Origin of the sequence: Demetria terragena DSM 11295 (assembly GCF_000376825.1) — a bacterium.
GTDB classification, from domain to species: Bacteria; Actinomycetota; Actinomycetes; order Actinomycetales; family Dermatophilaceae; genus Demetria; species Demetria terragena.
In genome coordinates this window covers 2,651,674-2,675,724 of record NZ_AQXW01000004.1, presented here as the reverse complement: position 1 = coordinate 2,675,724, position 24,051 = coordinate 2,651,674, and the positions used below count along the sequence as shown (strand labels likewise).

The window sequence follows — 24,051 nt, the reverse complement described above, 5'->3', positions numbered from 1 at the left end:
CTGCGCTGGGGCCCTACTTCAGCAGCGGCGACATGTGCCCTGGGAGCAGTTCGGTCGCGAGTGCGACGCCATCCGAGGAAGGGACATCCTGGACGTCGTACGATTCGGATCCGGCAGCGGTCGTCATCGTGACCGTCATGAGTCCCGCTCGGCGCTGGAAGAAAGACTCGCTCATCGTGACGCCGATGACCCCGCTTCGTTCGACTGCCACGGTGTCCCGCATGACCGAACCATCGCGAGCGACGAGATACCTCGGCGTCAAGGCGTGACCCAGGCTGCGGGCCCGGTCTTTCGCGAGCCAGGGAGCGGGAAGGATCGGAATCAGGGCGATCAGTCCGAGCTCAGGCGCCCACCCGAAGGCGAACGTGCCGCCGACGATGATGGCCGCGGGGATCAGTCCTGCGACAAAGGCCCGACTCCACCGCCGCCGTGCTGCCGCGGGTCCGTGGGACTGCAGTGCCGTGTCGAGCGTGTGCGGGACGGCCAGGACCTCATCAGCCACCTCCCGGACGATGGCTACCGGAGCGGGCGGCACCAGTAGGCCGCTTTCGCCTGACTCGGACCCGAGACCGGTCGTGATGACCTCCAGGGAGGCGCCGCGCGCGGGGCGCATGGGCAGCGTCTCAGTCATTTTCACGCCGCGCAGGCGCCGTTCCTCGATGGTCACCGTGCGGGTGGTGAGCAGACCGCGGGACACCTGCAACGTTCCGCCACGTTCGTTGCGCGTCAATCGGTAACCCCAATAACTGAGGATGTACCCCGCGAGGCTGAGGAGCAGGATCACCATCAGAGCGATCGCGACTCCGATGACCACCACCGCGACGACACCCAGGTCGCGCACCGTGTCTTCGCCCCGCTGCGCGACACCGGAGTCGGTGAGGTCGACTCCGGAGCGGTCGATGATCTGCCAGCCAATGCCAAAGATCGCCGCCGCGCTGGCTATCCCAGTGGCGCTGAACAGCGCAAATTTGATCCAGGCCGGGTTGAAGCGCGCGATATCGGTCTCGTCGTCGATGGCGCCCTGCGGCTGGATGCTCTCGCTGCCTTCGATGCCCTCGATGCCCTCGCTGCCCTCGCTGCCCTCGCTGCCCTCACCGTCATGCAATACCTGCCCGGCATGGCGTTGGTGAATGAGCTCCGCGCGCAGGGCGGCGGCACGCGTGGCGGTCAGTCCGTCCAACTCCAACTTGCTCTCATCGGCGCCGGTGCCGATCTTGACTTCCGCGAGTCCAAGGACACGGTGAAGTGCCGACGCGGTGACGTCCACGGTGCGTACCCGATCGACGGGGGTTGTCACCGTGTTGGTGTTGAACAACCCCTTACGCAGTTGCAACTGCTCACCCGTGATGCGGTAACGCGTGGTGAACCAGGTCAGAACACCGAGACCGACCACACCAGCTGCTGCCAAGAGACCGGCCCACCATGGCGGACCACCGTCTCGAGCTGCCCCAAAGATCACCAGACCGATCACAGCGGGCAGATAACGAAGGATTTGTTGGACGGGCAGGATCAGCAGCATCCGGGGATGCTGGCGCTGCCAGCCGTCGTTGTCTGGCGCCTGCTCCTTCATGTCGCGTCGTCCTCGCTGGACTCGGCCACCGCCGTGAGGTGCTCGACGAGGTCGGCCGCAACCCGGGAGTCCAGGAGTTCGATTGTCATCTCACCCGCCGCCGATGCAGTCGTCACGGTGACCGTCGAGAGGCCAAGCATGCGCATGATGGCCCCGCGCGTGGTGTCCACGGTCTGCACCCGGCTGATCGGCGCGACCCGGCGTTCAATCGACAGCCAACCCGACTGGGTATAGACGGCGGTAGGAGTGACTTCCCAGCGGTGCACCCGATAGCGGATCGGCGGCGAGATCACCGCGTCGATGATCAAGATCACGACAGTGAGGGCAGCCAATACCCATCGCCACCAGGCGATGTCCTGCCAGATCACCATGGTGACGACCTGTGCGATGGCGAGCCCACCCCACCACGCGGCCGCACTCCACCGCCAGTATGCCTTTGCTGCTGGTGCGGCAAAGTTCGCAGGCTCGCGCAATTCCATGACACGACCTTCTCACGGTCGTCGCCTTCGGCGGCACGCGTGCTGTCGACGTGGAAAGATCCGCCAGGTGACCCAGAACACGAACGCTGTCGGTTGGTCGCGGCTTCGCACGACGGCCCGAGATGCTCGTGATGCAGCGGTGGGATTGATCTCGCTTGCCGTCGCGCTGCAGGTCGCAGGGACTCTGCTGGCGGGGTTCACCCTCAACTCGTTCTGGACCGCGGTGCTGATCGCCGCCCTCGCTGCGGTGGGGGATGCGCTGGTACGGCCCATCCTGCGAATCTTGGCCGGGCGGATCGGCGGCCTCGCCGCTCTCGGGCTCGGCACTGTCGTTCAGGTCATGCTGGTCCATCTGGCGATCCTGGTGGTGCCCGGTGCCGACATCACTGGTCCCGGCTCCCTCCTCGCCACCCTGCTCTGCGTGGCGCTCGTCGCGTCCGTTGCGGGCTGGCTCATCGATGTCAACGACAGCGCGTACGTCGTCGGTGATCTGGTGCGACGAGGCGAGCGGGCACGGCGCGCTCGAGGCCACGGCATCGCCGACGCCGTGCGGGAGCCAGGCGTACTGATCGTGCAAATCGATGGGATGCCCCATGAGTTGCTCAACTTCAGCCTTGCCTCGGGCACCCTGCCCACCCTGAGCCGGTGGGTGCGCAGCGGCACTCACGAGCCCGCGCGCTGGTGGGCGCGGCTGCCTTCGACCACACCGGCGAGCCAAGCGGGATTGCTTCACGGCAATAACGAGGGGATCGCCGCCTTCCGTTGGTACGAAAAGGAGTTGGGGCGGCTGGTGGTCACCAACCGGCCAGCTGATGCTGCGCTGGTCGAGGAGCGGCTAAGCAACGGACGCGGGCTGCTCGCCGATGGCGGCGTGAGCATCTCGAACATGTTCAGCGGCGACGCTCCCACGTGCCAGATGGTGTTTAGCCGGGTCCAAAGTGGCGGCGTGGGACCAGGGAAGGCATACATGCGGCTGCTCGCGAGCCCATTTACGCTGCCGCGCACGCTTGTGCTGACGGTGGGCGAAATGGTCAAGGAGCTCTATCAGGGACACCAGCAACGAGTTCGCGGCATCGAACCTCGAGTCTCCCGACGCGGGTCGTATGTGGCGCTGCGCGGACTGACCAATGCCATCCTGCGCGATCTCAATGTCGCGCTGGTTTCCGATCACCTGATGGCCGGTGCGCCAGTCATTTTCGTGGACTTCGTCGACTACGACGAAATCGCCCACCATGCGGGGGCGGCCCGGCCCGAAGCGCTCGACGCGCTCGCGGGCATCGACCGAGTGCTGGGCACCTTGGAGCGCGTGGCCGAGGCCGCGCCGCGGGACTACCGGATCGTGGTCTTGTCTGACCATGGTCAAAGCCAAGGGGCCACTTTTCGCCAGTTGCACGACCAAACGCTGGAGGAGATGGCGCTGGAGCTCATGGGCTCGGATGCCAGCGCCGACGCCAGGTCAGATCCTGAGTCAGTGGAGGCTTGGGGGCCGGTCAACGCCATGCTCACTGAACTACTCGGAGCGACGAATCCGACTGCGCGGTGGGCAAAACGGCGCGAGACGGATAGTTCAGTCGAGCTGCCTGGAGGGGTGGTGGGACCGCGTACATTTGATGGGGCCAAGGACGCTGCGACCTCCAAGGATGTCGTAGCAGTGGGTTCGGGAAACATTGGGCTGCTGTGGTTCCCGGCGATCACTGGCCGCGCTCAGCTCAACGATATGGACAACCAATTCCCAGCGCTGATTCCGGGCCTGTTGGCAGCGCGAGGCGTCGGCTTTGTCGTGGCCGATAGTGAGCGCGGACCTGTGGCGATCGGCTCTGGGGGAGTTCACCTCCTGGAGGACGGCACGGTCGACGGGGTCGACCCGCTGGCGCCGTTCGGACCGCGCGCTCGACGCGACCTTCTGCGGGTTACCACGATGGCGAATGCCCCTGACCTGTATGTGCATTCGACGGTTGACGCGCGCACGGGTGAGGTGCACGCCTTCGAAGAGTTAGTGGGCTGCCATGGCGGACTGGGTGGTTGGCAGAACGACGCGGTGCTGGTCTACCCACGCGAATGGTCGGTGGATGAGGATCTGATGGATTGGAGCGTTCCTGACGACCCGGTGCTAGCTGGAGCAGATTCCGTGCACCGGCAGTTGGTGCGCTGGCTGGAACAGTGCGGGTTGCGCACGAATGCCTCCCCGTCGCGAGACTCATGAACGTGACGTGGTTGTTCCATTCCAGCGTGCTGGTGGAGGTGTCTTGATCCCGCCGATACCGCCGCTAACTTGAGGGTTGCAGTTCGAACATTTGTTCGATATCATGGAGTATGTTCGAGTCGCTGATCGGCCACCGCCGCGAGATCCTCGCGCGCGCCGAAGCAAGCGTCACGGTGAGGCGACAAGCCGATGTTGATGACCTGAACCTCCTCCTGATCTGGGCGGATTCACACAGCGGCGACCCGCAAGATGAGCCCGGCGCACGCTCGGTCCGCAACGGCGGCCCGCGACTCGTCAACATCGGCGGCCAGGGCACCCCGCAGGTCATCGACCTGTGCTTCGCTGAAATGGCGATCGCCCGCCAAGCCAGCGAGGTCGCGACCCGCAATGCCACGGCCGACGCCCTCGACCTACGCCACCGCCTGCCCCTGATCTGGGCACACACCCAAAACCTGCGCTGCGAAACATGGGTCGCCCGCAAAATCGCGCGGATGGCACGGCAACTCGACCGGACCGCCGCGCGACTCGTGGACCAGGCGATCGCGGACGCGATCGACCAATCCCCCTCCCGCCTGCTGACGATCGCCGAAGCCAAAATCATCGAGGCCGACCAGGCCGCACACCAGGCACGCATCCAAGAAAACCTGCATCAACGCGGGGTGTGGTTCCCGACCCCACCGCCCGGCTCAGACATCAACGACACCGACAGCACCGCCGGGGTACGCACCGTCTTCGGGCGACTTGACCACGCCGACGCGCTCGAGCTCGAGCAGACCATCGAAGACCTCGCGCAACTACTCGCCGAGCGCGGCGACTTCCCCGACAGCGAGCAACCCACCTGGGACCAACTCCGCGCCGAAAGCCTCGGCCTGCTCGCCCGCCCCGCCGACGCCCTCGCACTCATCACCGACAATCACGACCACGGCAGGCACCCACGGCCAGCACGTCGCAAGGCCACCGTGGTGGTGCATCTCAGCGACACCACCCTGGGTAACAAGGAGTCCGGTATCGCTCGGCTAGAACACCTCGGCCCCATGCTGACCGACCAACTCACCCGGCTTCTCGGCCACCGCGAGATATCCATTCTCCCCGTGATCGACCTGTCCCAAACACGATCGGTTAACGGATACGAACACCCCACCGACATGAAAAACCGCACCGCGCTACGCACCCTGGGCGATGTGTTTCCCCACTCGGCGGCACGACCAGAAGCCCGAGTCGACCACGACCACCCCACGCCATATCAAGACACCGGGCCACCCGGACAAACCAGCGACCACAACGACGCCCCGCTCACCCGAAGACACCACCGCGCCAAAACACACCTCGGCTACCACGTCGAGCAACTCGGCCCCGGCACATACCGCTGGACCACACCGCACGGCCTGATCCGCGTCGTCACGCCGCGCGGCACTCGACGCGTCGAACTCATCCGAAGCGATCACGGCGAGATCTACGGCGACGTGTACCGCAGCAACAGCCCCGGTTTCCGCCTGGAACTCTGAGTCGTCATACCCACACGCCGATTCGGCGCATCCGGTCGCCCGATGTTAATGTTGCTCCGCTCCACGGGGCTGTGGCGCAGTTGGTAGCGCGTCTCGTTCGCAATGAGAAGGTCAGGGGTTCGATTCCCCTCAGCTCCACCCATGTGATGAGTCGCGACATAGGTCTCACCTGAGTCGCGACATGTGTCACGAGCGAGAGCTCGGCCATCGGCCGGGCTCTCGCTGTTTGTTTCGCCAGTATCCGCTGGGCTGGGTCGGTGAGGCGCTCGCTGTCGTGCTGGTGGAACGCGGCGGGGTGGGCAGCCGCATCGTGCCTAACGACTTAAGCGCTGGGGTGCGCCGAGCCTTATTTTTCGTATCAACATTAATGGCATGGCTGAGCGCGAGACGATAGACGAGACTCCCGTCACTGAGGAACAGATCGCAGCGTGGGCGGCCGAGGCTGAGGCCGGGTACGACGTTGCGGGCTTGAAGAAGCGCGGCCGTGGACGACCTGGCCGTGGTGCTGAGCCGTCGCAGGTAGTTGCGCCTCGTCTCACCACGGACGAGATCGGCGCCCTCGACGCCCGCGCGGAACGCGAGGGCAAGTCTCGCTCCTAGGTGATCCGCGAGGCTTTGGCCTCGGCGTGAGAGTCCATCCGTCTGCTCGCAAGCAGGGTATCGACCCCGAAGATGCGATCCAGGCTGCGACGTGGGCGACCTGGATCGAAGACCTCGATGACACCAGTCCCGCAAGACAACTGCGTCTCGGCTTCGATACTCACGGCCGCATGCTGGAGACGGTCGTGTTGGTCTTCGATAGCGGCAACGAACTCGTGATCCACGCGATGAAGGCGCGGCCTCAGATGCTCGACCTACTCCCGTAGTCGAACCCTCATCGTACGACCGTCACATCGCGTTGGTTTTCTCCCACACCATCATCCGGCTGATTCCGAACTGCTTGGCGATTGACAGGACACACTCGCGGCCGGCTCGCGCGGTTCAGATAGCGTCCGCTTCCTTCGAAACTCGTAGCGGGCCGAACCTCGATCTTCAGACCCGTTGCCTCGGAGACGTTCTCGATGACCTACTGAAGTTCCTTGGGGTCAAGGGCGCGGCCAGTGGGGGTGACGTTGCTCAACATGTACTGGATGCATGTTCACCCTCTATACGTTCGAGACCGGCAGTACTCGACGTCCTTCCAGAGGAGTTTTAAAGGCGTCCTCAACACGACGCCCGCGGAACGGTCGCCAGACGCAGCGCCGCCGCACGTCGCGCGGCAGTGCGCATCTCGCTAACGTGCAGGTATGAGCGAACCCACGAGTGTCACGATCACCCGCACTATCGATGCACCGAGCAAGGACATCTTCGACGTGCTGTCGCTGCCCGACAACCACGTCGCCATGGACGGTTCTGGCTTCGTGCTCTCGGTCGACCATGGCGACCGAATCACCGCATCCGGTCAGGTGTTCACGATGAATATGACCGGCGACCACATGGGCGGTGACTACAAGACCGACAACCACGTCACCGGTTATGACGAGGGCAAGTTGCTCGCGTGGCAGACCGCGCCCGCGGGGACCCAGCCTCCCGGCTGGCAGTGGGTATGGGAGCTGACCCCTCTCGGTCCAGACAGCACCGAGGTGCGGCACACCTACGACTGGAGCAACGTCACCGATAAGGACCTGCTGTCGAAGATTTCCTTCCCGTTGGTCTCCGAGGAGCAGTTGGAGACGGCGCTGACGAACTTGGCTGAGGCGGTTTCTTCCTGACCTAGCACGTGCGACGCGGCCCCGGTCACCCGTGTGACCGGGGGCTCCGCTACCTACACCGCAACATCAAGAACGTGCGAGAGCATCCTGCCCGCGCCCGGTGACAGGCAAGCAATCGAGCACTCGCTCCATTGCCTCCGGCGACCCGCTCTGCTGCGCCGTGCCGGAAGCGAGTTCGGCCGTGAGAGTGGTCTCTCCGGCGGCGCACCGAGCCCAGGTCTCAAAGGAGAGCGACAAGGCGCACGTCTCCTCGGTGGGGTCCGCGAGGTTGTCCTCAAGCACCTCGATGATGCTGTGGCGCAGGTGAAGGCGTACGACGGTGTCACGGTCAGTGAACCGGAAGGCCACCACCTCCTCGACGCCGCCTGCCGCGACAGGGTCGACCTCGTAGCGCAACGCGTTGAGGTAGGTCGTCGGTGGCGCCTGTAAGACCTGGTTGACGTTGACCATCTTCACCGGTGGTCGCATGGTGTCCACCTCCCCCTCCAACTCCCGCGCCTGCGTGAGGTACCACGACCTCGTGTTCGCGGCGGTGCTCGACTGGCCCAGTGCACGAAGCGTCTCGGCCTTCTGCGCCCGACTGGTCGCATCCTCTGGGTCGGCGTGCAGCGCGTACGTCGCCAACTGCGCAGCCCACTCCAGTTCGCCTGCCTCAAACGCCAGGCGTGCCTCTTCTTTCACGCGGTCGGCTCCCCCCATGAGGTCGACCAGTCTGCGTCCCTGCTCCTGCTCCGGAAGCGGGTGCAACTCGACCGTGTCCTTGCCGAACCAGCCCACCAGCCCCGAGTAGATCTGGCGGATCGCGTACGGCACCTCGCCATACAACTCGCGCAGTAGCGGGTTGGCCGCCACGAGGTGCTCCGGCAGCCGGATCCGCTGAGCCATCTCGTCCGGGCTCTGGCCCGCATTGATGGCCCGCACCGTCTGGTCGTAGAGGTACTGGATCGCGTCGCGATAACTGGTGGCCAGCTCATAGATCCGGTCTTGGCCATGGATGGGGGCACCATGCACACCGACCAGGTGTTCTGGTCGCAACTCGCGAATGAGGTCAAGGCCCCGTAGCAACGCCAACGGGTTCCGAAACTCCGAGCCGCGCAAGGTGTAGATGTTGAACAGGGCCGGCCACACAATGTTGTTGACGACAGTCTGCTTCTCGGGAATCCACATCAACAGGGTGTCGTCGGTGTCCGATGGTGCGTCGTAGAAGACGAGCCGTACCCCGTCGACCTCGAGTTCCGCACCGTCCTCGACGGTCTCAGTCGGCGCGACATAACCCACCGTCGGGCGATAGCTGTCCAGGTCATAGAGGAAAGGCCCGATCCCATGGTTGGGCATCGCGTCCGGCCCGGAAGTCGGCAGGAACAGTCCAAACTGAATGCACGCGCGACGGATCAGGAACGGCCCGATGTCGGAGAGGCTGGCCGCGAGGTTGGCGTGCAGCCTTGGGTGGGCCAGGATCCGCACGTCCTCGTTCTGGGCCACATAGTGCTGAGCGCCCAGCGCGTAGTGGTTGTGGGAGTAGACCAGCGCGGCCAGCGGGCCTGTCGCGTGAGCAGACAGATCCGCGTCCTGCAGTGCCGCCTGCTCGATGCAGTCGCCGGTGTCGATCACGATCCGGCCGGCGGCGCCCTGAATGACCGTGGCGTTGGCCAAGCTGTGGCCAATCGAAGTCCACACGCCGTCGGCGACCTGCTCGACACGCGGCTCGAACGTCGCCGAGTGCTCAACCAAAGTGGGGTTGGCCACCTCCCCCCTCGGTCCGGCAATCGGGGTCGTCCTCGGCGCTCGCTCGCTCACAATGCTCATACCTCTCATCGAACCCGGTACCCGGCGTGGGCGTCCAAGACCGATCTGGTCTCCGCCCGATAGTTGGGGGCTATGCCGCTGCACTAGATAGGTGCGGATCCCGGAAATCAGGTGGCGCTCGTACGCAATCCCAGGCGTCGAGCGTCTCGTGACGGGTTGGTCACCACGGCACCAATCAGTCCACCGACGATGGCGATCACACCGAAGAGCAGGAAAGCCTGGCGATAGCCGTCCGCCTCGGTGGCGGCCCGGTCGACCAACAGACCGGCCACCAAAGGTGCGGCCGCCCCGCCAGTCGTCATCACCGAGTTGTAGATCGCCATGATGGCGCTGCGCTGCTTGACTGGCGAGATCTCCGAGATCGACAAGAACGAGATCGGGTTGGTGGAGTTGCACAGCGCGACCCCGAGCACCAGCAAGCCGGCACCGACCGGCGAGAAACCGAGCAGCATGCCGACGGTGAGGCACAGACCACCGGCCAGGACGGCGGCGCCAGCCAGGCCCCCGCGCGCCCAGCGAGTGTCGACCCCGTCGCGCACCAACCGCGCCGAGAGCACGCCGGTTCCGAGCTGGAAGATGATCGCGCACACTGCGGTCGCCCCAACCGCGGCGCCGACCAGTGTGCTGGAGAATCCGTATCCCTGCGAGAAGTAGCTCGGGGCCCAGACGCTGAACAACGCGAACGCGCAGAATCCCGGTCCGATCGAAAGCAACGATCCCCACCAGGCTGAGGACGCCAGGATTCGGCGGTAGGGAATGTGCAGCTCCTCCGCTGCGACAGCCTCAGTGTCGTGGTCGTCATGGTCGTGGTCGTCATTGTCGAGGTCGTCGGCCGCGCCGTACGTATCGAACGGGCCTTCCTTGCCGACGAAAGTCCACACCGCTGCCCACACCACACTGAGTCCCACCAGGATCCAGATCGCGGCCCGCCATCCGTGTGCGGAGATCACGTACCCCAGGACCGGCGCCGAGATCCCAACACCCAGACTCGCCCCGACCAGGACCATCGAGGTCGGCACCGGGCGGCGACTCTCGGGGAACCATTTGTGCACCGTGTGGATGCCGAGCGGCAGCGCGGGCCCCTCGGCCGCGCCCAGGATAATCCGGCTGAACAGCAAGGTGGCGAAACTCGGCAACAACACCAGCGGCAGCAGCGCCGCGCCCCAGGCAACGGCCATGACCATCAGGATTCGGGTCGGCCGCACCCGATTTCCGATGAATCCACCGATGATCCCAAAGACTCCAAAGAGCAAAAAGAAGACGCTGCCAGCCAGCCCAAACTGGCTAGCCGTGAGGTCGAGTTCCTCGCGCAGCGGATCTGCCGCAAGCCCGATCACGGACTTATCCGCGAAGTTGATGGCCATGAAGGCGGTGACGGCGATCGTCACCCCCCAGGCTCGGTTCGTGGACCTGCCACCCGCCGGTTGATCCGTCCCGGCGGCGGGTGAAGCCGACATTTCGGCGCTCGATGATGGGCGAGTGGTCACGGGGTTCTCCTCGGTTGAGTGCGGCCTTCCGGGGGATCTCCCACCGTGGGCCGTCGTCCGATGAAAGCGGCCCGACGCGCTCGGCGTCCAACATCGATTACGTCTGCGCTTCATAGTCCCCGGCTATGGGACGGCCAACTCACCTATCGTGAGCCGTATGGACCTGCGCCAGATTCGATACTTCTTGGCCGTCGTCGACGAGGGCGGGTTCACCGCTGCCGGGTTGGCACTGCAGATCGCCCAGCCGTCACTGTCCAACGCCATCGCGACCCTGGAACGGCGACTCGGAACACCGCTGTTCGTACGCCACCCCAAGGGGGTCCGGCTCACTCCCGCAGGCGAAGCACTCGTTCCGCCCGCTCGGCAGATTATCCGCGACTTCCAGCTCGCGGATGAAGCGGTCAGCAGTGTCCTCGGCCTCGAAGGCGGTGCGATCGCTCTCACCGCCTCGCGGGCCATCGCGGTAGACCCGCTCGCTGGGTGGGTGGGCGCCTTCCGCCGCCAGTATCCGAAGGTGTCGGTGCGCGTCTCCGAACCGCACAACAACCAAGAGCTGATCACGCTTGTCGCCGAAGGGCAGTGTGAACTCGGCTTCCTCTACCCCGACCCGACGACCGACGATGAGGTCGAACGCTCCGGGCTCACGCTGCGCGAGATCGGTTCGCACGAGTACCTGCTGGTCTGCCCTCCTGGGACCGACCTACCAGAGGAGGCGACCCGGTGGGCCTCGCTTCGCGACATCGCGTGGGTCGCACCCCCGAGCGGCGCACCGACGCGCGACTTCGTCGTCAACCGGCTCGGTGAGGCTGGGGTGGCCGCCAAGTTGATGGTGGTCGCCGAAACCCGCGAGATGCTGCTCCCCCTAATCCTGTCCGGCGCAGGGGTCAGCATGCTTCCCGCCGGCGAAGCCCGCAGCGCGGCCGCGCTCGGCTGCGTGATTCGCCCCATGGATCCGCCTTTGGTGCGCCGCCTCGGTCTGATCCACCGGCGGGGCGTGCTCTCCCCCGGCACCAAGGCGCTGTTACGGGTCATCAGGAAGGACCGTGAGCGGCCCGCATAGCCCAGCGCTACTACGTCGATATCAAGCCGGTCTTGGACTTCCCTCCAGAGACGCTCTTTCAATGGACCCACTGCGCTTCAGCGCGGTCGTCCCGTCGATGAAGGAGCTCTCGTGAGCATTGCCCACGACCATCCGCTGCACTCTTGGTTCTGGCCCGCCGTACACGGTGGCGACCCGTTCTGGAACATCTGGTACTCCGAGCCAAACTGCCGCTACTGGCTCAGTCAGGTGCAAATTCCCCAGGGCGCGACGCTCCGGTTGACCGCCCGTTTCCCGCACGCTCGATACGCGAGTTACCAGACCTACACCCCGCAGCAGCGCAGCATCGACATGCTGACTGATCACGAGTGGACGCCCGCGCCGGGTGCCGATAATCCCTACCGGGCCGGCGCCGACCGGGCCGCCGACGAGCGCAACTACACCATCGACGTCGTCGCCGAACCGGTGCCAACGGAGCCGAGTGACCGCCGTCCGGACACCTTGTATGCCGGCTCGGCGGCCGACCTGGACTACCAGACGATCTGTTATCGGGTCTACCTTCCCGATGACGGGCGCGACGTCACCGGTGGCGTCGGAATCCCCGAGCCGGAGTTGCACCTGGCCGACGGCCGCGTCCTGGTCGGCGACGAGGCGCGCGAGGTCCTCGCACTCGGTCCGGGTCACAAGTACCGCCTGCGCACCCCGTTCCCGAGCCTGACCGACTACCTCGCGGTCCGCGACCAAGAGGCAGCTCCGCTCGGCTTTCCCGCGACGAATCCGCTGCACTGGCAACTCTTCATCGGTTATCCGCAACCTGCGAGCGACTACACCGGGGAGTCGGTGCCGGAGCCGAAAGACGCCGGTGGCTTCAACGACAATCGGGACACCCGCTACGTCTATGCGCACGTGAGCCGAATGCACGGCGAGGTGCTTGTCCTTCGCGGCAAGATGCCCACCACGGCCTCAGCACCAAACGGCGAGACACGGATGCCAGGCGATGTACAGACCCGCTACTGGTCCATCACGCAGAACGAGTCGTTCTACACCCAGCGCGGCACGGGAGTGCTCTGCGATCAGGATGTCCCGGTCGATGAGAACGGCTGGTTCACGATCGTCACCAGCACGACCACCGACCGCCCCCGCAACGCCACCGCCGAGAACGGCGTCGCGTTCCTGCCGTGGCCACAAAACGGTGACGGTGCCGGCGACTTCGACTACGGCCTGCTCGTGCTGCGCAACCTCGTCCCGAACCCGGACTTCGCTGAAGCAGTCGGCCAGATTCCCTGGGTCGGCGACGAAAAAGCGACGATGGGTGACTACCTCCCGACAGCGACCTACATGTCACGACAAGAGTTCGAGGCACTCGACCAGGATGTGACGCCATGATCGAGCCGACAATCGACTCAGTCGAAGCCGAGACCCTGGGAACGTGGGCGTACGTCTACGGGTACCCAGTGGTCAAGAACCTCATCGTGCGCAGCGAAGCAACCGACCCCACGTTCGAGCGGTACGCGCCACCCAACGCCTTCCACCACCATCGGGAAGGCGCACGGCCAGCGTTCACGGACATGACGCCCAACGTGGACACGCCGTACTCCTTGGCGTGGGTCGATGTCTCCACAGAACCGGTCGTGCTCAGTCTCCCCGCACTGCCCGAGCGCTACCACGTCTTCCAATTCACCGACTTCTACATCGAGACGTTTGCTAACCCGGGCACCCGCGAAACCGCAGGAGTCGGTGGTGACTACGTCATCTGCCCTCCGGGATGGGACGGCAAACTCCCGGCCGGTACGACGCGGATCGACGCACCGACGGTCTCGTGCTGGCTGCAGGGGCGAACCCTCTTCGATGGAGACGATGACCTGGCCGAGTTGCATCGAGCGCAGGACCAGTACCGACTCACCCCGCTGTCGATCTTCGTCGGTGAACGGCCTGCCACGGACGACTCGACGCCCACTCCCGAGCCGCGAGTCCCCGCAGAGGTCGTGGACTCTCTGGCGTTTTTCGCTGCGCTGAATCGCGGTATGACCCAGAATCCGCCACCGGCCCGGGACGACGGGCTCTTCGCGCTCTTCGCACGCATCAACGTCGGTCCCGGCCGAGACTTCGCACCGGACTCGCTCGCCTCCGATGTGGCCGACGGCCTGCGCCGGGGCATCGAAACCGGCAAAGACCTCATCGCGCGTCAGGCCCGAGAGGTCCGGTTGGTCAACAACTGGGAGGTCCCGACCAGCGGCGTCGGAACCTACGGCACGGACTTTCTCCAGCGTGCCCGGGTGGCCAAATACGGCTACGCCGGAAACGTCCCGCAGGAGACGGTTTATGCGAACACGCTCGTCGACACCGGCGGGGTGCCGTTGGACGGCACGGGCAGCTACCGCATGCAGTTTGAGGCCGGGCAGCTCCCGCCGGTGCAGGCGTTCTGGTCGCTGACGATGTATGCCTGGCCACAGGCGCGGCTCGTGGACAACCCGATCAACCGGTACGCGATCGGCGATCGCACCAGGAGCCTGCAGTACGGCCAGGACGGCTCGTTGGAGATCGTTCTATCCCACGAGCAACCCGCAACGGGGGCTTCAAACTGGCTTCCGGCACCGGCCGGACCCTTCTGGCTCATCATGCGCCTGTACCTCCCGGATGCTCGGGTGCACGACGGCGACTACCAACTGCCGGGAGTGGAGCGCGTCGCGAGCCCAACCTGAGGACAAACAAGGCGATTGCGCCGCGGTGACACATCGCCATAGCCTCAGGTCGTGGCCGCGATCAAACTTGTCGGAGTTCGCCTCGACGCCTGTGACGTCACTCGGATAGCGAACTTCTGGGCAACGTTGCTGGGCTGGGAATGCGAGGAGCGACCGCATGGCGTCGTCGCGGTCGTTCCCCATACTGCCCCGGCCTACGCCCTGACGGTGTGCCCCGTGAAGTCTCCGAAAACCAGCCCGAACCGGATCCACTTTGACGTCACCACCGAGTCGGCCACGGACATGCGACAGATGATTTCGCGTTCCCTCGCTCTTGGTGGCGCCGAGATCGATATCGGCCAGGCGCCTGATGAGCCACACACGGTGCTTGCCGACCCCGAAGGCAACGAGTTCTGCGTCATCCCTCCCGAGAACAGGTTCCTTGCCGATACCGGTGTCGTCGGAGCGATCAATTGCGACGGCTCACAAGCGCTCGGGTACTTCTGGAGCGCTGCACTGGGGTGGCCCTTGGTCTGGGACCAAGACGAGGAGACGGCCATTCAGTCGCCTGCCGGCGGTTCCAAAATCACCTGGAGCGGACCACCACTCATGCCTCGCAAGGGCCGCGACCGACTGCGACTCGAGCTCACGACGTCTGATCCCATGTCCGTGGCGTGCGGCCATCTGGTGTCACTCGGTGCTCGCGAAGGCGGTCCCCAGACCGCCACCGAGGCCAGTCTCTACGACCCGGACGGCAACGAGTTTCACCTCACGGTCGACTCGGCCGATCGGTAGTTGTCCCCTGACTTTCAGCGGCGCGACGCCGACGAAATCCACTCCACATCAGCGTGACCGCAATGGCCACAGCCAACCCGCAAGCCCAGCGGACGTACCACGGCCAGTCGGTCAATCCGTCAATCGCGAAGTTGACCACAAGCGCAGCGAACACCGCCACGAGCGTGGTCATCGTCCCGCCCGAATCCTTGGTCCCGGTCTTTTGATCCACCATGCCGCCAACGTACCTCTCGCAACCGCTGCATGCGGCGCGCGCGGTGCGAGCCGCCACCACGCACCAGGCTCCGACCAGCCCGGCGTAGAACACCACGGCGGCGCCCGTGAACAGGTGAGCACCAGTAGCCGCCGCAAGACCCGATGTCCCGGTCACCACCGTTCCCACCGGGAAGGTGAAGGACCACCAGGTCAGGGTGAAGGGCAAACCGGTGCGGGCCGTACGCACCGTGAGCGCCGCGGCAATCGCAGCCCACACCATCGCAAACCCCCACATCGGAATGCCATAGACGACACCCGCGACCGTCACGATCGTTCCGGACGGCTCCGCGAGAATCTCCGGCGCAGCCACGCCGATGGTGTGGGCTGCAGTGATCGACTGACCGAGCGGTCCGAGCACGATCCAGAGAGTCGGGACCGTCGCGGCAGGGCCAACTCCATGCCGGACTAGGCGGCCCCAGATCAGCGCGATCACAACCAGGCTGGCCACCAAGGTGAGACCGAACATCGCCGCGCACGCCACGAGCATCGTCAGTTGCCACTGCCCCGCGGGTAGGTGCGGGATTAGCAGTGGCCCCGTCGCAGCGCTGACCATCGGCGGGACCACCGGCATCAACCACCCACCGAAGGGCGAGTCGCCGCGGACCTCATGGGAGGTCATGGTTTTGTACGGCACCACCACCGCAGTCCACAGACCCAGCACCGTGCCGCACGTCCACAAGGCGGCATTGAGCCCCACCGCCGCGGCCGGGCCGATCAACGGTTGCCCCACGAGCATCGCGCCCGCACCCACTGTCATCAGTGCCATGGCGGGCGCGCCATAGAAGTGGGACATCACCGGATCCTCGAGGTGCCCCCGCGCCACGGTCGGGTTGTACCGCCACTGCAGCGCGGTCGCGACCACCACGAAGATGAGCAGTACGACAGCCAGCAACCACATCATCCGAGCCGCGACGAGGAGCCCCGGAATGTCCACCGGAAGGGTGGCGGCGGCGTTGGCGACGATCCCGGTACCCATCACCGAGGCGAACCAGTTCGGCCCGACGGAACCAAACACTGGCTGACCAGCACTCTCGGAGAGGAGCCCGCCACGGTCTCGCGCGTCGACGGTCAACTCTGCTAACGGGCCCATACCCCCACGATCGTCCACCCGTGGACTTTTCAGTAGGGGCGCCAACCCTGTGCACCCACAATGTCGGCTTGTGAGTTGCGTAGGCTGGCACCCATGGACTCACCCCACGTCCCCGACCTCGCGGGACTTCGACTGCTCGTCGCCATCGGGCGCACCGGCAGCATCGGTAGCGCGGCTCGCGCGACGGGCGTCTCGCAGCAAGCGGCCTCGGAGCGGTTGCGCAGTGTCGAAGCACAGACCGGACTGACTCTCGTGCAGCGCGGACCGCGCGGCTCGGCACTGACGCCGTCCGGGGTGGCCGTCACCGAGTGGGCCGCCCAACTGATCAATCTGACTGACGAAGTCGAGACCGCAATTTCCGGCCTGCGTGGCGAGCGCAACCGCGATCTGTCGGTGTGGGCGAGCATGACGATTGCTGACGCGCTGATGCCGCGCTGGCTGGTCCAGCTCCGCAATCGCCAGCGGCAGGAGAGCAGTCGCCTCACCTCAGTCAGTCTCACGGCGGCCAACAGCCACCAGGTCGAAGATGCCGTACGCACTGGTCACGCCGACCTTGGCTTCGTCGAGGGTGTCGCCCGGCCCCGGCATGTCCGGTCTGTCGTGGTCGCCCACGATGAGTTGGTCCTCGTCGTCGCCGCCGATGACGTCCTCGCCCGACGGAAGAGCCCGTTGACCGCCGCTGAGGTGGCCCGCCTACCCCTCACCAGCCGGGAGCGTGGCTCGGGGACTCGCGACGTCGTGGAGCACGCGCTGAGTCAGCAGGGCGAGTCGATGCATGAGTCTGTGGTCGAACTCACCACGACCACTGCCGTACGCGAATCGGTCATGGCCGGAAGCGCACCCGCGTTTTTGAGTCGACGCGTCGCCGAGCGTGAAGTCGCGGCCGGATATCTCGCGGTAGTCGACACGACCCTAGAGGTGAGTCGGCAATTTCGCGCGCTGTGGTCCGGGCGCTCGCAACCACCGGCCGGCCCAGCCCGCGACCTCGTGGCCATCGCCTGCCGGAATACTGGAAGATGACGGACAAGGTCCGGTAAGGCTCGGCACCACCCAGCGATCGGACCCGAAAGGAACAAGATGGCTCAGCACCCAGGAGTGGGCCCGGCCAGCAGCGCCTGGTCCCACCGCTTCGCCGAGGAATTGCCCGAGTTGGTGACTCCTTGGCAGGCCGATGTCCCCACGGAGCCGCGCCCCGTCACGCTCAACCACGAACTCGCCAGCGAGGTCGGCATCGCCCCCTCGACACTGCAGGATCCAGAAGGGCTTCGTGACCTGCTCCGCGGCGACGGCAGCGCAGTCGCCATGGCCTATGCCGGCCACCAGTTCGGCAACTACTCCCCTCTCCTCGGCGACGGGCGAGCCCTGTTGCTCGGCGAAGCAACTGACAAACGCCTCGACATTCACCTCAAAGGCTCCGGCGCGACGCCGTTCGCCCGGGCCGGCGATGGCAAGGCCGCGTTGGGTCCGATGCTGCGGGAGTACGTCGTTGCCGAGGCTATGCACGCTCTCGGGCTACCCACGACACGATCCCTCGCGGTCATCAGCACGGGCGACACCGTGCGCCGGGAAGGCGCCAAGCCCGGCGCGATTCTCGTGCGGGTCGCAGCCAGCCACCTCCGCGTCGGGACCTTCGAACTCGCCGCTCGCGCAAGCGATCCCGACGTTCTTCAGCGGCTCGCCGATCATGCGATTTCCCGCCACTACCCCGAGGTCGCAGACTCCGACAATCCCTACCTCGGCCTGCTGGACGCTGTCGTCGCCGCCCAGGCCGACCTCATCGCCCAATGGATGAGTGTCGGCTTCATCCACGGAGTGATGAATACCGACAACATGACGATCTCCGGACAGACCATCGACTACGGACCGTGCGCATTCCTCGACGAATTCACTCCTGGCGCCGTGTTCTCCTCCATCGATCATGGCGGCCGATACGCCTATGCCAATCAGCCAGGGGTCGGCCTGTGGAACCTCAGCCGGTTCGCCGAGACCGTTCTCCGCCTGCTCAGCTCAGATCCGGACGAAGGAGTCGCTCTGGCGACCGCGTCGGTGACAAAGTACGAGGCGATCTACCAGGCCGCGTGGCGCGCACGCATGCTCGCCAAACTTGGATTGCCCGACACCACAGCAGATTCCACGCTGGTGGAACAACTGCTCGAACTCCTTGACAGGCACGGCGCCGACTACACCAGCACCTTCGGTGAACTCGCGACTTGGCTCGAACGTCCTTCTGCGCACACGGAATCCGCCCTCTGGACCGCGCCGGAGTGGACGGCCTGGCTCGACCGGTGGCGCGACGCGATGAATGTGGCTGGCCTTGAAGGGCCCACGGTGGCGAGCCGAATGCGCCAGGTCAACCCCACGCGCATCCCGCGTAATCATCTTCTCGAAGAGGCACTTGACGCAGCCGAAACGGGCGACCTCGAACCCGTTCACGAACTGATCGATGCGGTCACCGATCCCTATGGCATGCGGCCGCATCCAGAGCGCTACGCCGCTGCCCCACCGCCTGGTTTTACCGCGAGCCACCAGACGTTCTGCGGCACCTAAGGAGTTCGTTAGCCGGCGCGATGCACAGCGGGCAGTTCTTCGAGGTCCTCATCAAGGGCCATGCCATCGAAGGGCAGGTCCTCGACCGGCGTGTCGGCGTATTTCGCTGCTGGAGTGGCGGGTTCGACCGTTGCAGCGGGCTCTGGCTCAGGGCGATCGGCGCGAGCCTTCAAGGTGTACGTAGGAGGCGGCACCGCGACTGGAGCCCAGGTGCCAGGCCCTGGCGCCTCGACGGGAGCTTCCTGCGCCGCCAGGGCTGCCGGCGCTTCCACCACAGGAGCGTCAGCGTCGTACAGCGGAGTGTCTTGTGCCGGTGTGGAACGCGCCGCCGGTGCATCCGCGCGGGGCTGGCTAGCGCGCGCCTTGGGACGAGCGGCACCTGTGCGAGCAGCGCGCTGATCGCGGGCCCCACGGATTACTCGGCTACGCAGCCACCCCACGACCCCAGCGAGCAGGACCAAACCCAAAAGCGGCGACCACCAGGGCACGACGCTGAGGGGCGTCAGCACCACGGTCGCGACGAAAATCACCGCGGCAGTGATGAGCGCGCCGGCTCGAATCCTGGCTGGTGTCATCGCCGCCACAACCTTGAAGAACCTATTACTCACCGACACCGGAGGCGTGGTTTCGCCGACGGCACGAGCCGGTCGGCGTGAGCGGGCAGCCGGGTCAGAACTTCGGCCAAACCCAGCGAAGCGCTTGGACGACGGGTTGGACTGGTTCATGGCAACTCCTGCATGCAGGGACGGGCGCACCGGCTTCACACTGACGGTCGGCGCAGTCGGGCGCTCAGCGGGCCCGTTGGACAACACCCGCACCGGCGCCGGGTCGGCAACGTGCGGGGTGTGACGGCGACGCTCAAGCACGCGCATCGCCTCAGAGAACCGGTCAACCGAGCGAGCAGTCGCGAGGTTCTCGCGCCGACGCACCCAGTGCTGCAACAGATAAACAGCCCAGATCGCCACGATCACAAGGAAAATCAGGCCATTCGTCTGCACGAACCCGACGGTAGGCCGAACGCGTCGAGGCATCCGGGAAGTTCGCCGCGTGTCGCCTAAAGAGGTTGGTGTGGTTCCTGGGACGATCGCGCGAGCCGCCGCACGACCCGCTCGCCCGCGAGGTCCTCGACCGTCAACGCAAAGCTCCGGTGGTCGTGCCACGCTCCGGCGATGTGCAGGTACGCATGACGCACTCCCTCATCGCGCATACGCAACTTCTGGACCACCCGCAGACTGGCCTCGTTGTCCGGCCGGATATTGACCTCCACCCGGTGCAAACCGAGTTCGGTGAACGCATAGTCCATGAGCATCGCGAGCGCGAACGGCATGAAGCCCCGCCCCGCGCAGCGCCGGTCGATCCAGTAACCGGCCATGCCACCCTGCATCGCCCCCCGTGTGATCCCGAACAGGTGGACCTGGCCTGCGAGCCGCCCGTCAATCTCCAGCGCAAAGGGCAACAATCGCCCGGCGCGTGCCTCGCGGTCCTGGTCGCGCACCATCTGCCTGAACGTCATCCGTCGCGACGGATGTGGCGAGGTCGAGTCCCACGGTCCGGTCCAATCGGCGTTGCCTCGTCGGAGCCGAGACCACTCATCGCGGTCCGCGCGCGGGCGCAGCCGACGGAGGCGTACCGACGCACCGTGGTAGGTCGCCCCCAACTGAGTTGGCCATTCAGATACCAGCGCCATATGAGCCACTCCTGCTCAGTGATCGCCGCCCGCAACCTGGTCGAGCGCGTGGCGCACCACCGGTTCCAGCACCTCGAGTGCGTCGCGGACTCCTCCTGTCGATCCTGGCAGATTGACCACCAGCGTGTGCCTGATGAGGCCTGCCAATCCGCGCGAAAGCATGGCTGACGGCACGCCCTTGGCCACACCGGCAGCCCGAATCTGGTCGGCAATGCCGGGAATCTCACGGTCGAGCAGCGGCTTGGTCATCTCGGGGGTTTGGTCCGTTGGAGTCAGTCCCGTGCCTCCCGAGGTCAACACCACATCGGCACCATCGGCGACGGCCGCGAGCAGCGCCTCCCGCACCGGCTCTCCGTCGGGTACCACCACGGGTGCTTCGCAGCGGAGCCCCCACTCGCGCAGCGCCTCGACGAGGATTGGCCCGGACCGGTCGGCGTAGACACCTTCAGACGCCCGGTTGGAGGCGACGATCACGACAGCCCTATTCATGCCAGTCCCCTGATCTGCCACCAGATTTGGCCGTGACGCGAACATCGGTGATGCGCCCGTGCTTGTCGACGGCCTTGACCATGTCGATGAGTGCGAGCGCGGCGACGCTGACGCAGGTCAGCGCTTCCATCTCGATTCCGGTGCGGTCGGCCGTGCGGACAGTCGCCACGATGCCGACTCCGTCGTCCAGTACTTCAAGGTCGACCGACACCGCATGCACGGCGACTGGGTGCGCGAGCGGGATCAGCTCGGGGGTGCGTTTGGCGGCCTGCAAGCCAGCGATTCGGGCTACCGCCAGCGCGTCGCCCTTAGGGACATTTCCATCGCGCAGGGCAGCAATGGCGTTCGCATTCAACAGAACCCGCCCAGCAGCCGATGCTTCGCGCGCCGTGATGTCCTTGGCGCTCACATCGACCATGTGCGCGGAGCCGTCGGCTCGGACATGTGTGAGTTTGGAAGTGCCGGAATGAGACTCGCTCATGGGATGGACTCCCCGGGAAGAAGTTCCAGGTCCAGCACATCGCCCGGTCGGACTTCGAGCACATCGATCGGCACATATGCAATCGCGTGGGCGGTGGCCAGGCCTCCCAGGACGTGGCTTCCGGACGCCCCGCTCGCGGTCATGGTCAGGCCATCGTCATCGCGGCCTAGACGCACCCGCGCGAGTTGCATCCGGCCAGGAGCGGACTTCCAGCCGTCGACGACCCGCGCCGTCAACCGCGGCTGTTGCGGCGAGCGGCCAGCCAGAACCCGCAGCGCTGGGCGCACGAAAGACAGATAACTCACCAGACTCGAAACCGGATTCCCCGGTAGCGCCAGCAGCGGCACTCCGTCGCCCACCAGCCCAAAGCCCTGCGGCTTCCCGGGCTGCATCGCGACCTTGACGAAACTGACGGCCCCACCGTCGGCGTAGGCGTTCTTGACCGGCTCGTACGCCCCAGCACTAACCCCGCCGGACGTCATCACCAAGTCGGCTTCTTGCGCCAGTCGCTCGACTGTCGCCGCGAGGTCGGCGTCATCCCGCAGGTGTTCGACCGCCACAACCGTCGCGTCATCGGCCGTGGCCAGTGCCGCCAACATAGGCCCATTACTTTCGTGAATCTGCCCGTGCTGCAACGGCTCTCCCGTTGGCACGAGTTCATCACCGGTCGTGATCACTGCCACTCTCGGGCGGGGAACGACCGCCACGGTCGCCACGCCCGCACCCACGATCGCGGCCAGTTGGTGCGGTTGTACCCGGATCCCGGCCTCCACGACCTGATCGCCTGCGCGCAGGTCCTCACCCTGTACCCGAACGTGGACGCCCGCGACGGCACTGCGTTCGATCTCTACCGTTTCGGTGCCGCCGTCGGTGTGTTCCACCTGGACCACGGCGTCCGCGCCCGCGGGCATGGGCGCACCGGTCATGATGCGCCGCGTTTCACCAGGAAGCACTTCGTACGTCGTGGTGTCACCCGCCCTGATGTCGCCCCGTACCGGCAGGCTCGTGGGTGTCGTCGCCACATCCGCGGAGTGCACGGCATAGCCGTCCATCGAAGAGTTGGTGAAAACCGGAAGATCGACGGCACTGCACACCGGCTCGGCCAGGACTAAGCCGAGCGCATCGGCCGAGGCGCATGGGCGCGAAGGCAGCGCCCGCACCGCATCCAGAATGGTTTGTCGGTGTTGCTCCAGCGGGATCATGTCCATCAGTGTGGCGCAGACCCTTCGGTTCCTTGGCCTTCTGGAGTATTGACCCACTCGAGCAACCATTCCCGGAACTCATCGCCGACCTCACGATGGCGTACCGCCAGCCTGGTCATGGCCTTGAGATAGTCGAGGCGATCGCCCGTGTCATAGCGGTGTCCCTTGAAGATCACCCCGACCACGCCCACTTCGCCCGAGCGCGTCGACTCGGCCAAGGCGTCAGTCAATTGGATTTCGCCGCCCCTGCCAGGCTGCGTGCGCGAGAGAAGGTCGAAAATGGACGGGTCCAGGACATACCGGCCGATGATCGCCAGATTGCTCGGCGCTTCGCCGGGCGCTGGCTTTTCGACCAGGCCGGTCACCCGGACGACGTCGCCGTCGTTGTCGACCGGCTCAACGGCGGCGCAGCCATAAAGATGGATCTGCTCCGGCGGAACCTCCATCAGCGCAATGACGTTGCCGCCGTGCCGCTGCTGGGCATCAAGCATCGGTTCCAGCAGCGGGTCGCCCTCGTCGATGAGATCATCGCCGAGGAGCACCGCGAACGGTTCTTGGCCGACGTGCGCCTGGGCGCACAGGACCGCATGGCCCAGGCCGCGGGGTTCGCCCTGCCGCACGAAGTGCACCTCGCCGAGCATCTGTGACTTCTGCACCCGCCGAAGACGATTGACGTCGCCCTTCTGCTCCAGCGCCTGCTCTAGTTCCCAGTGCCGGTCGAAGTGATTCTCCAGGGCCACCTTGTTGCGTCCGGTAATCGTCAACAGGTTGGTGAGTCCGGCACGGACGGCCTCCTCCACCACGTATTGGATGGCGGGCTTATCTACGACCGGCAGCATTTCCTTGGGAATGGCCTTAGTCGCGGGCAAGAAGCGGGTGCCCAGCCCGGCCGCCGGGATGACGGCCTTCTGGGCACGGGGGCGTCCTGATGTGATCACGCCAACAGGCTAACCGGGCGATCCGCCGCGTCGAGCAACGCGGGCA

The 24,051-nt window shown here is 65.7% G+C and carries 22 protein-coding genes and 1 tRNA gene; 12 read left to right on the top strand and 11 right to left on the bottom strand.

All coding sequences use genetic code 11. The features are described 5' to 3' along the window. Window positions 1-13: 13 nt before the first annotated feature. Window positions 14-1,570 carry a PH domain-containing protein gene (locus F562_RS19850; protein WP_018158208.1) on the bottom strand — a complete coding sequence of 519 codons (1,557 nt, stop codon included), beginning with the start codon at window positions 1,568-1,570 and terminating at the stop codon, window positions 14-16. Next, window positions 1,567-2,049 carry a PH domain-containing protein gene (locus tag F562_RS0117160; protein WP_018158207.1) on the bottom strand — a complete coding sequence of 161 codons (483 nt, stop codon included), beginning with the start codon at window positions 2,047-2,049 and terminating at the stop codon, window positions 1,567-1,569. The genes F562_RS19850 and F562_RS0117160 overlap by 4 nt, the downstream gene beginning before the upstream one ends. A 67-nt stretch (window positions 2,050-2,116) precedes the next feature. Between F562_RS0117160 and F562_RS0117155 the strand changes: the two genes are divergently transcribed. The 6 genes from F562_RS0117155 to F562_RS0117130 all read left to right on the top strand — a co-directional run bounded on the left by F562_RS0117155 (window position 2,117) and on the right by F562_RS0117130 (window position 7,508). Beyond that, a complete protein-coding gene (locus F562_RS0117155) occupies window positions 2,117-4,252 on the top strand; it encodes an alkaline phosphatase family protein (protein ID WP_018158206.1) in 2,136 nt (711 codons plus the stop codon). A gap of 110 nt (window positions 4,253-4,362) precedes the next feature. After that, complete coding sequence (locus tag F562_RS0117150) at window positions 4,363-5,757, top strand: hypothetical protein (RefSeq protein WP_026181367.1); 1,395 nt, start codon at window positions 4,363-4,365, stop codon at window positions 5,755-5,757. Window positions 5,758-5,822: 65 nt separating this feature from the next. Continuing rightward, window positions 5,823-5,895, top strand: a tRNA-Ala gene (locus F562_RS0117145). Window positions 5,896-6,129: 234 nt separating this feature from the next. Further along, window positions 6,130-6,357, top strand: a complete 228-nt coding sequence (locus F562_RS0117140; protein WP_018158205.1) for a hypothetical protein — start codon at window positions 6,130-6,132, stop codon at window positions 6,355-6,357. 26 nt (window positions 6,358-6,383) lie between these two features. Beyond that, the gene (locus F562_RS0117135; RefSeq protein ID WP_018158204.1) at window positions 6,384-6,623 is read left to right on the top strand and encodes a hypothetical protein; all 240 of its coding nucleotides are present in this window, start codon (window positions 6,384-6,386) and stop codon (window positions 6,621-6,623) included. A 420-nt stretch (window positions 6,624-7,043) separates the two neighbouring features. Next, on the top strand, window positions 7,044-7,508 hold the full coding sequence (locus F562_RS0117130; RefSeq protein WP_018158203.1) for an SRPBCC family protein: 465 nt from the start codon (window positions 7,044-7,046) through the stop codon (window positions 7,506-7,508). Window positions 7,509-7,574: 66 nt separating this feature from the next. On the opposite strand, the gene F562_RS0117125 is transcribed toward F562_RS0117130, so the two are convergent. Beyond that, window positions 7,575-9,314 carry an alkyl sulfatase dimerization domain-containing protein gene (locus tag F562_RS0117125; RefSeq protein WP_018158202.1) on the bottom strand — a complete coding sequence of 580 codons (1,740 nt, stop codon included), beginning with the start codon at window positions 9,312-9,314 and terminating at the stop codon, window positions 7,575-7,577. 107 nt (window positions 9,315-9,421) lie between these two features. Further along, entirely contained in the window at window positions 9,422-10,801 is a 1,380-nt protein-coding gene (locus tag F562_RS19845) for an MFS transporter (protein WP_018158201.1), read from the bottom strand. 157 nt (window positions 10,802-10,958) lie between these two features. On the opposite strand from F562_RS19845, the gene F562_RS0117115 reads away from it, so the two are divergent. From F562_RS0117115 to F562_RS0117100, 4 genes are all read left to right on the top strand, one after another. Next, window positions 10,959-11,861, top strand: coding sequence for a LysR family transcriptional regulator (locus F562_RS0117115; RefSeq protein WP_018158200.1), 903 nt, complete (start codon window positions 10,959-10,961; stop codon window positions 11,859-11,861). A gap of 111 nt (window positions 11,862-11,972) precedes the next feature. Beyond that, a complete protein-coding gene (locus F562_RS19840; protein WP_018158199.1) occupies window positions 11,973-13,226 on the top strand; it encodes a hypothetical protein in 1,254 nt (417 codons plus the stop codon). After that, window positions 13,223-14,542: a DUF1254 domain-containing protein gene (locus tag F562_RS0117105; protein ID WP_018158198.1), complete on the top strand. Its 1,320-nt coding sequence runs from the start codon at window positions 13,223-13,225 to the stop codon at window positions 14,540-14,542. The genes F562_RS19840 and F562_RS0117105 overlap by 4 nt, the downstream gene beginning before the upstream one ends. A 51-nt stretch (window positions 14,543-14,593) precedes the next feature. Then, complete coding sequence (locus tag F562_RS0117100) at window positions 14,594-15,316, top strand: VOC family protein (protein ID WP_018158197.1); 723 nt, start codon at window positions 14,594-14,596, stop codon at window positions 15,314-15,316. Here F562_RS0117100 and F562_RS19835 read toward each other — a convergent pair. Further along, complete coding sequence (locus F562_RS19835) at window positions 15,291-16,661, bottom strand: TDT family transporter (RefSeq protein WP_018158196.1); 1,371 nt, start codon at window positions 16,659-16,661, stop codon at window positions 15,291-15,293. The two genes, F562_RS0117100 and F562_RS19835, sit on opposite strands and share 26 nt — an antisense overlap. A 93-nt stretch (window positions 16,662-16,754) precedes the next feature. On the opposite strand from F562_RS19835, the gene F562_RS0117090 reads away from it, so the two are divergent. Together F562_RS0117090 and F562_RS0117085 are read left to right on the top strand one after the other, a co-directional pair. Then, window positions 16,755-17,681: a LysR family transcriptional regulator gene (locus tag F562_RS0117090; RefSeq protein WP_018158195.1), complete on the top strand. Its 927-nt coding sequence runs from the start codon at window positions 16,755-16,757 to the stop codon at window positions 17,679-17,681. Between the two features lie 57 nt (window positions 17,682-17,738). Beyond that, entirely contained in the window at window positions 17,739-19,208 is a 1,470-nt protein-coding gene (locus F562_RS0117085) for a protein adenylyltransferase SelO (RefSeq protein WP_018158194.1), read from the top strand. 8 nt (window positions 19,209-19,216) lie between these two features. Here F562_RS0117085 and F562_RS0117080 read toward each other — a convergent pair whose 3' ends face one another. Genes F562_RS0117080 through galU form a run of 6 tightly spaced genes read right to left on the bottom strand, consistent with a single transcriptional unit; the run spans window position 19,217 to window position 24,005 of the window. Continuing rightward, window positions 19,217-20,206, bottom strand: a complete 990-nt coding sequence (locus F562_RS0117080; protein ID WP_156822704.1) for a hypothetical protein — start codon at window positions 20,204-20,206, stop codon at window positions 19,217-19,219. 56 nt (window positions 20,207-20,262) lie between these two features. After that, the gene (locus tag F562_RS0117075) at window positions 20,263-20,895 is read right to left on the bottom strand and encodes a GNAT family N-acetyltransferase (protein ID WP_018158192.1); all 633 of its coding nucleotides are present in this window, start codon (window positions 20,893-20,895) and stop codon (window positions 20,263-20,265) included. 15 nt (window positions 20,896-20,910) lie between these two features. Further along, window positions 20,911-21,384 carry a molybdenum cofactor synthesis domain-containing protein gene (locus F562_RS0117070; RefSeq protein ID WP_040385391.1) on the bottom strand — a complete coding sequence of 158 codons (474 nt, stop codon included), beginning with the start codon at window positions 21,382-21,384 and terminating at the stop codon, window positions 20,911-20,913. Next, window positions 21,377-21,865 carry a cyclic pyranopterin monophosphate synthase MoaC gene (moaC, locus tag F562_RS0117065; RefSeq protein ID WP_018158190.1) on the bottom strand — a complete coding sequence of 163 codons (489 nt, stop codon included), beginning with the start codon at window positions 21,863-21,865 and terminating at the stop codon, window positions 21,377-21,379. The genes F562_RS0117070 and moaC overlap by 8 nt, the downstream gene beginning before the upstream one ends. After that, the gene (locus tag F562_RS0117060; protein ID WP_026181364.1) at window positions 21,862-23,067 is read right to left on the bottom strand and encodes a molybdopterin molybdotransferase MoeA; all 1,206 of its coding nucleotides are present in this window, start codon (window positions 23,065-23,067) and stop codon (window positions 21,862-21,864) included. The genes moaC and F562_RS0117060 overlap by 4 nt, the downstream gene beginning before the upstream one ends. Window positions 23,068-23,072: 5 nt before the next feature. Next, window positions 23,073-24,005, bottom strand: a complete 933-nt coding sequence (gene galU / locus F562_RS0117055) for a UTP--glucose-1-phosphate uridylyltransferase GalU (protein WP_018158188.1) — start codon at window positions 24,003-24,005, stop codon at window positions 23,073-23,075. Window positions 24,006-24,051: the final 46 nt, after the last annotated feature.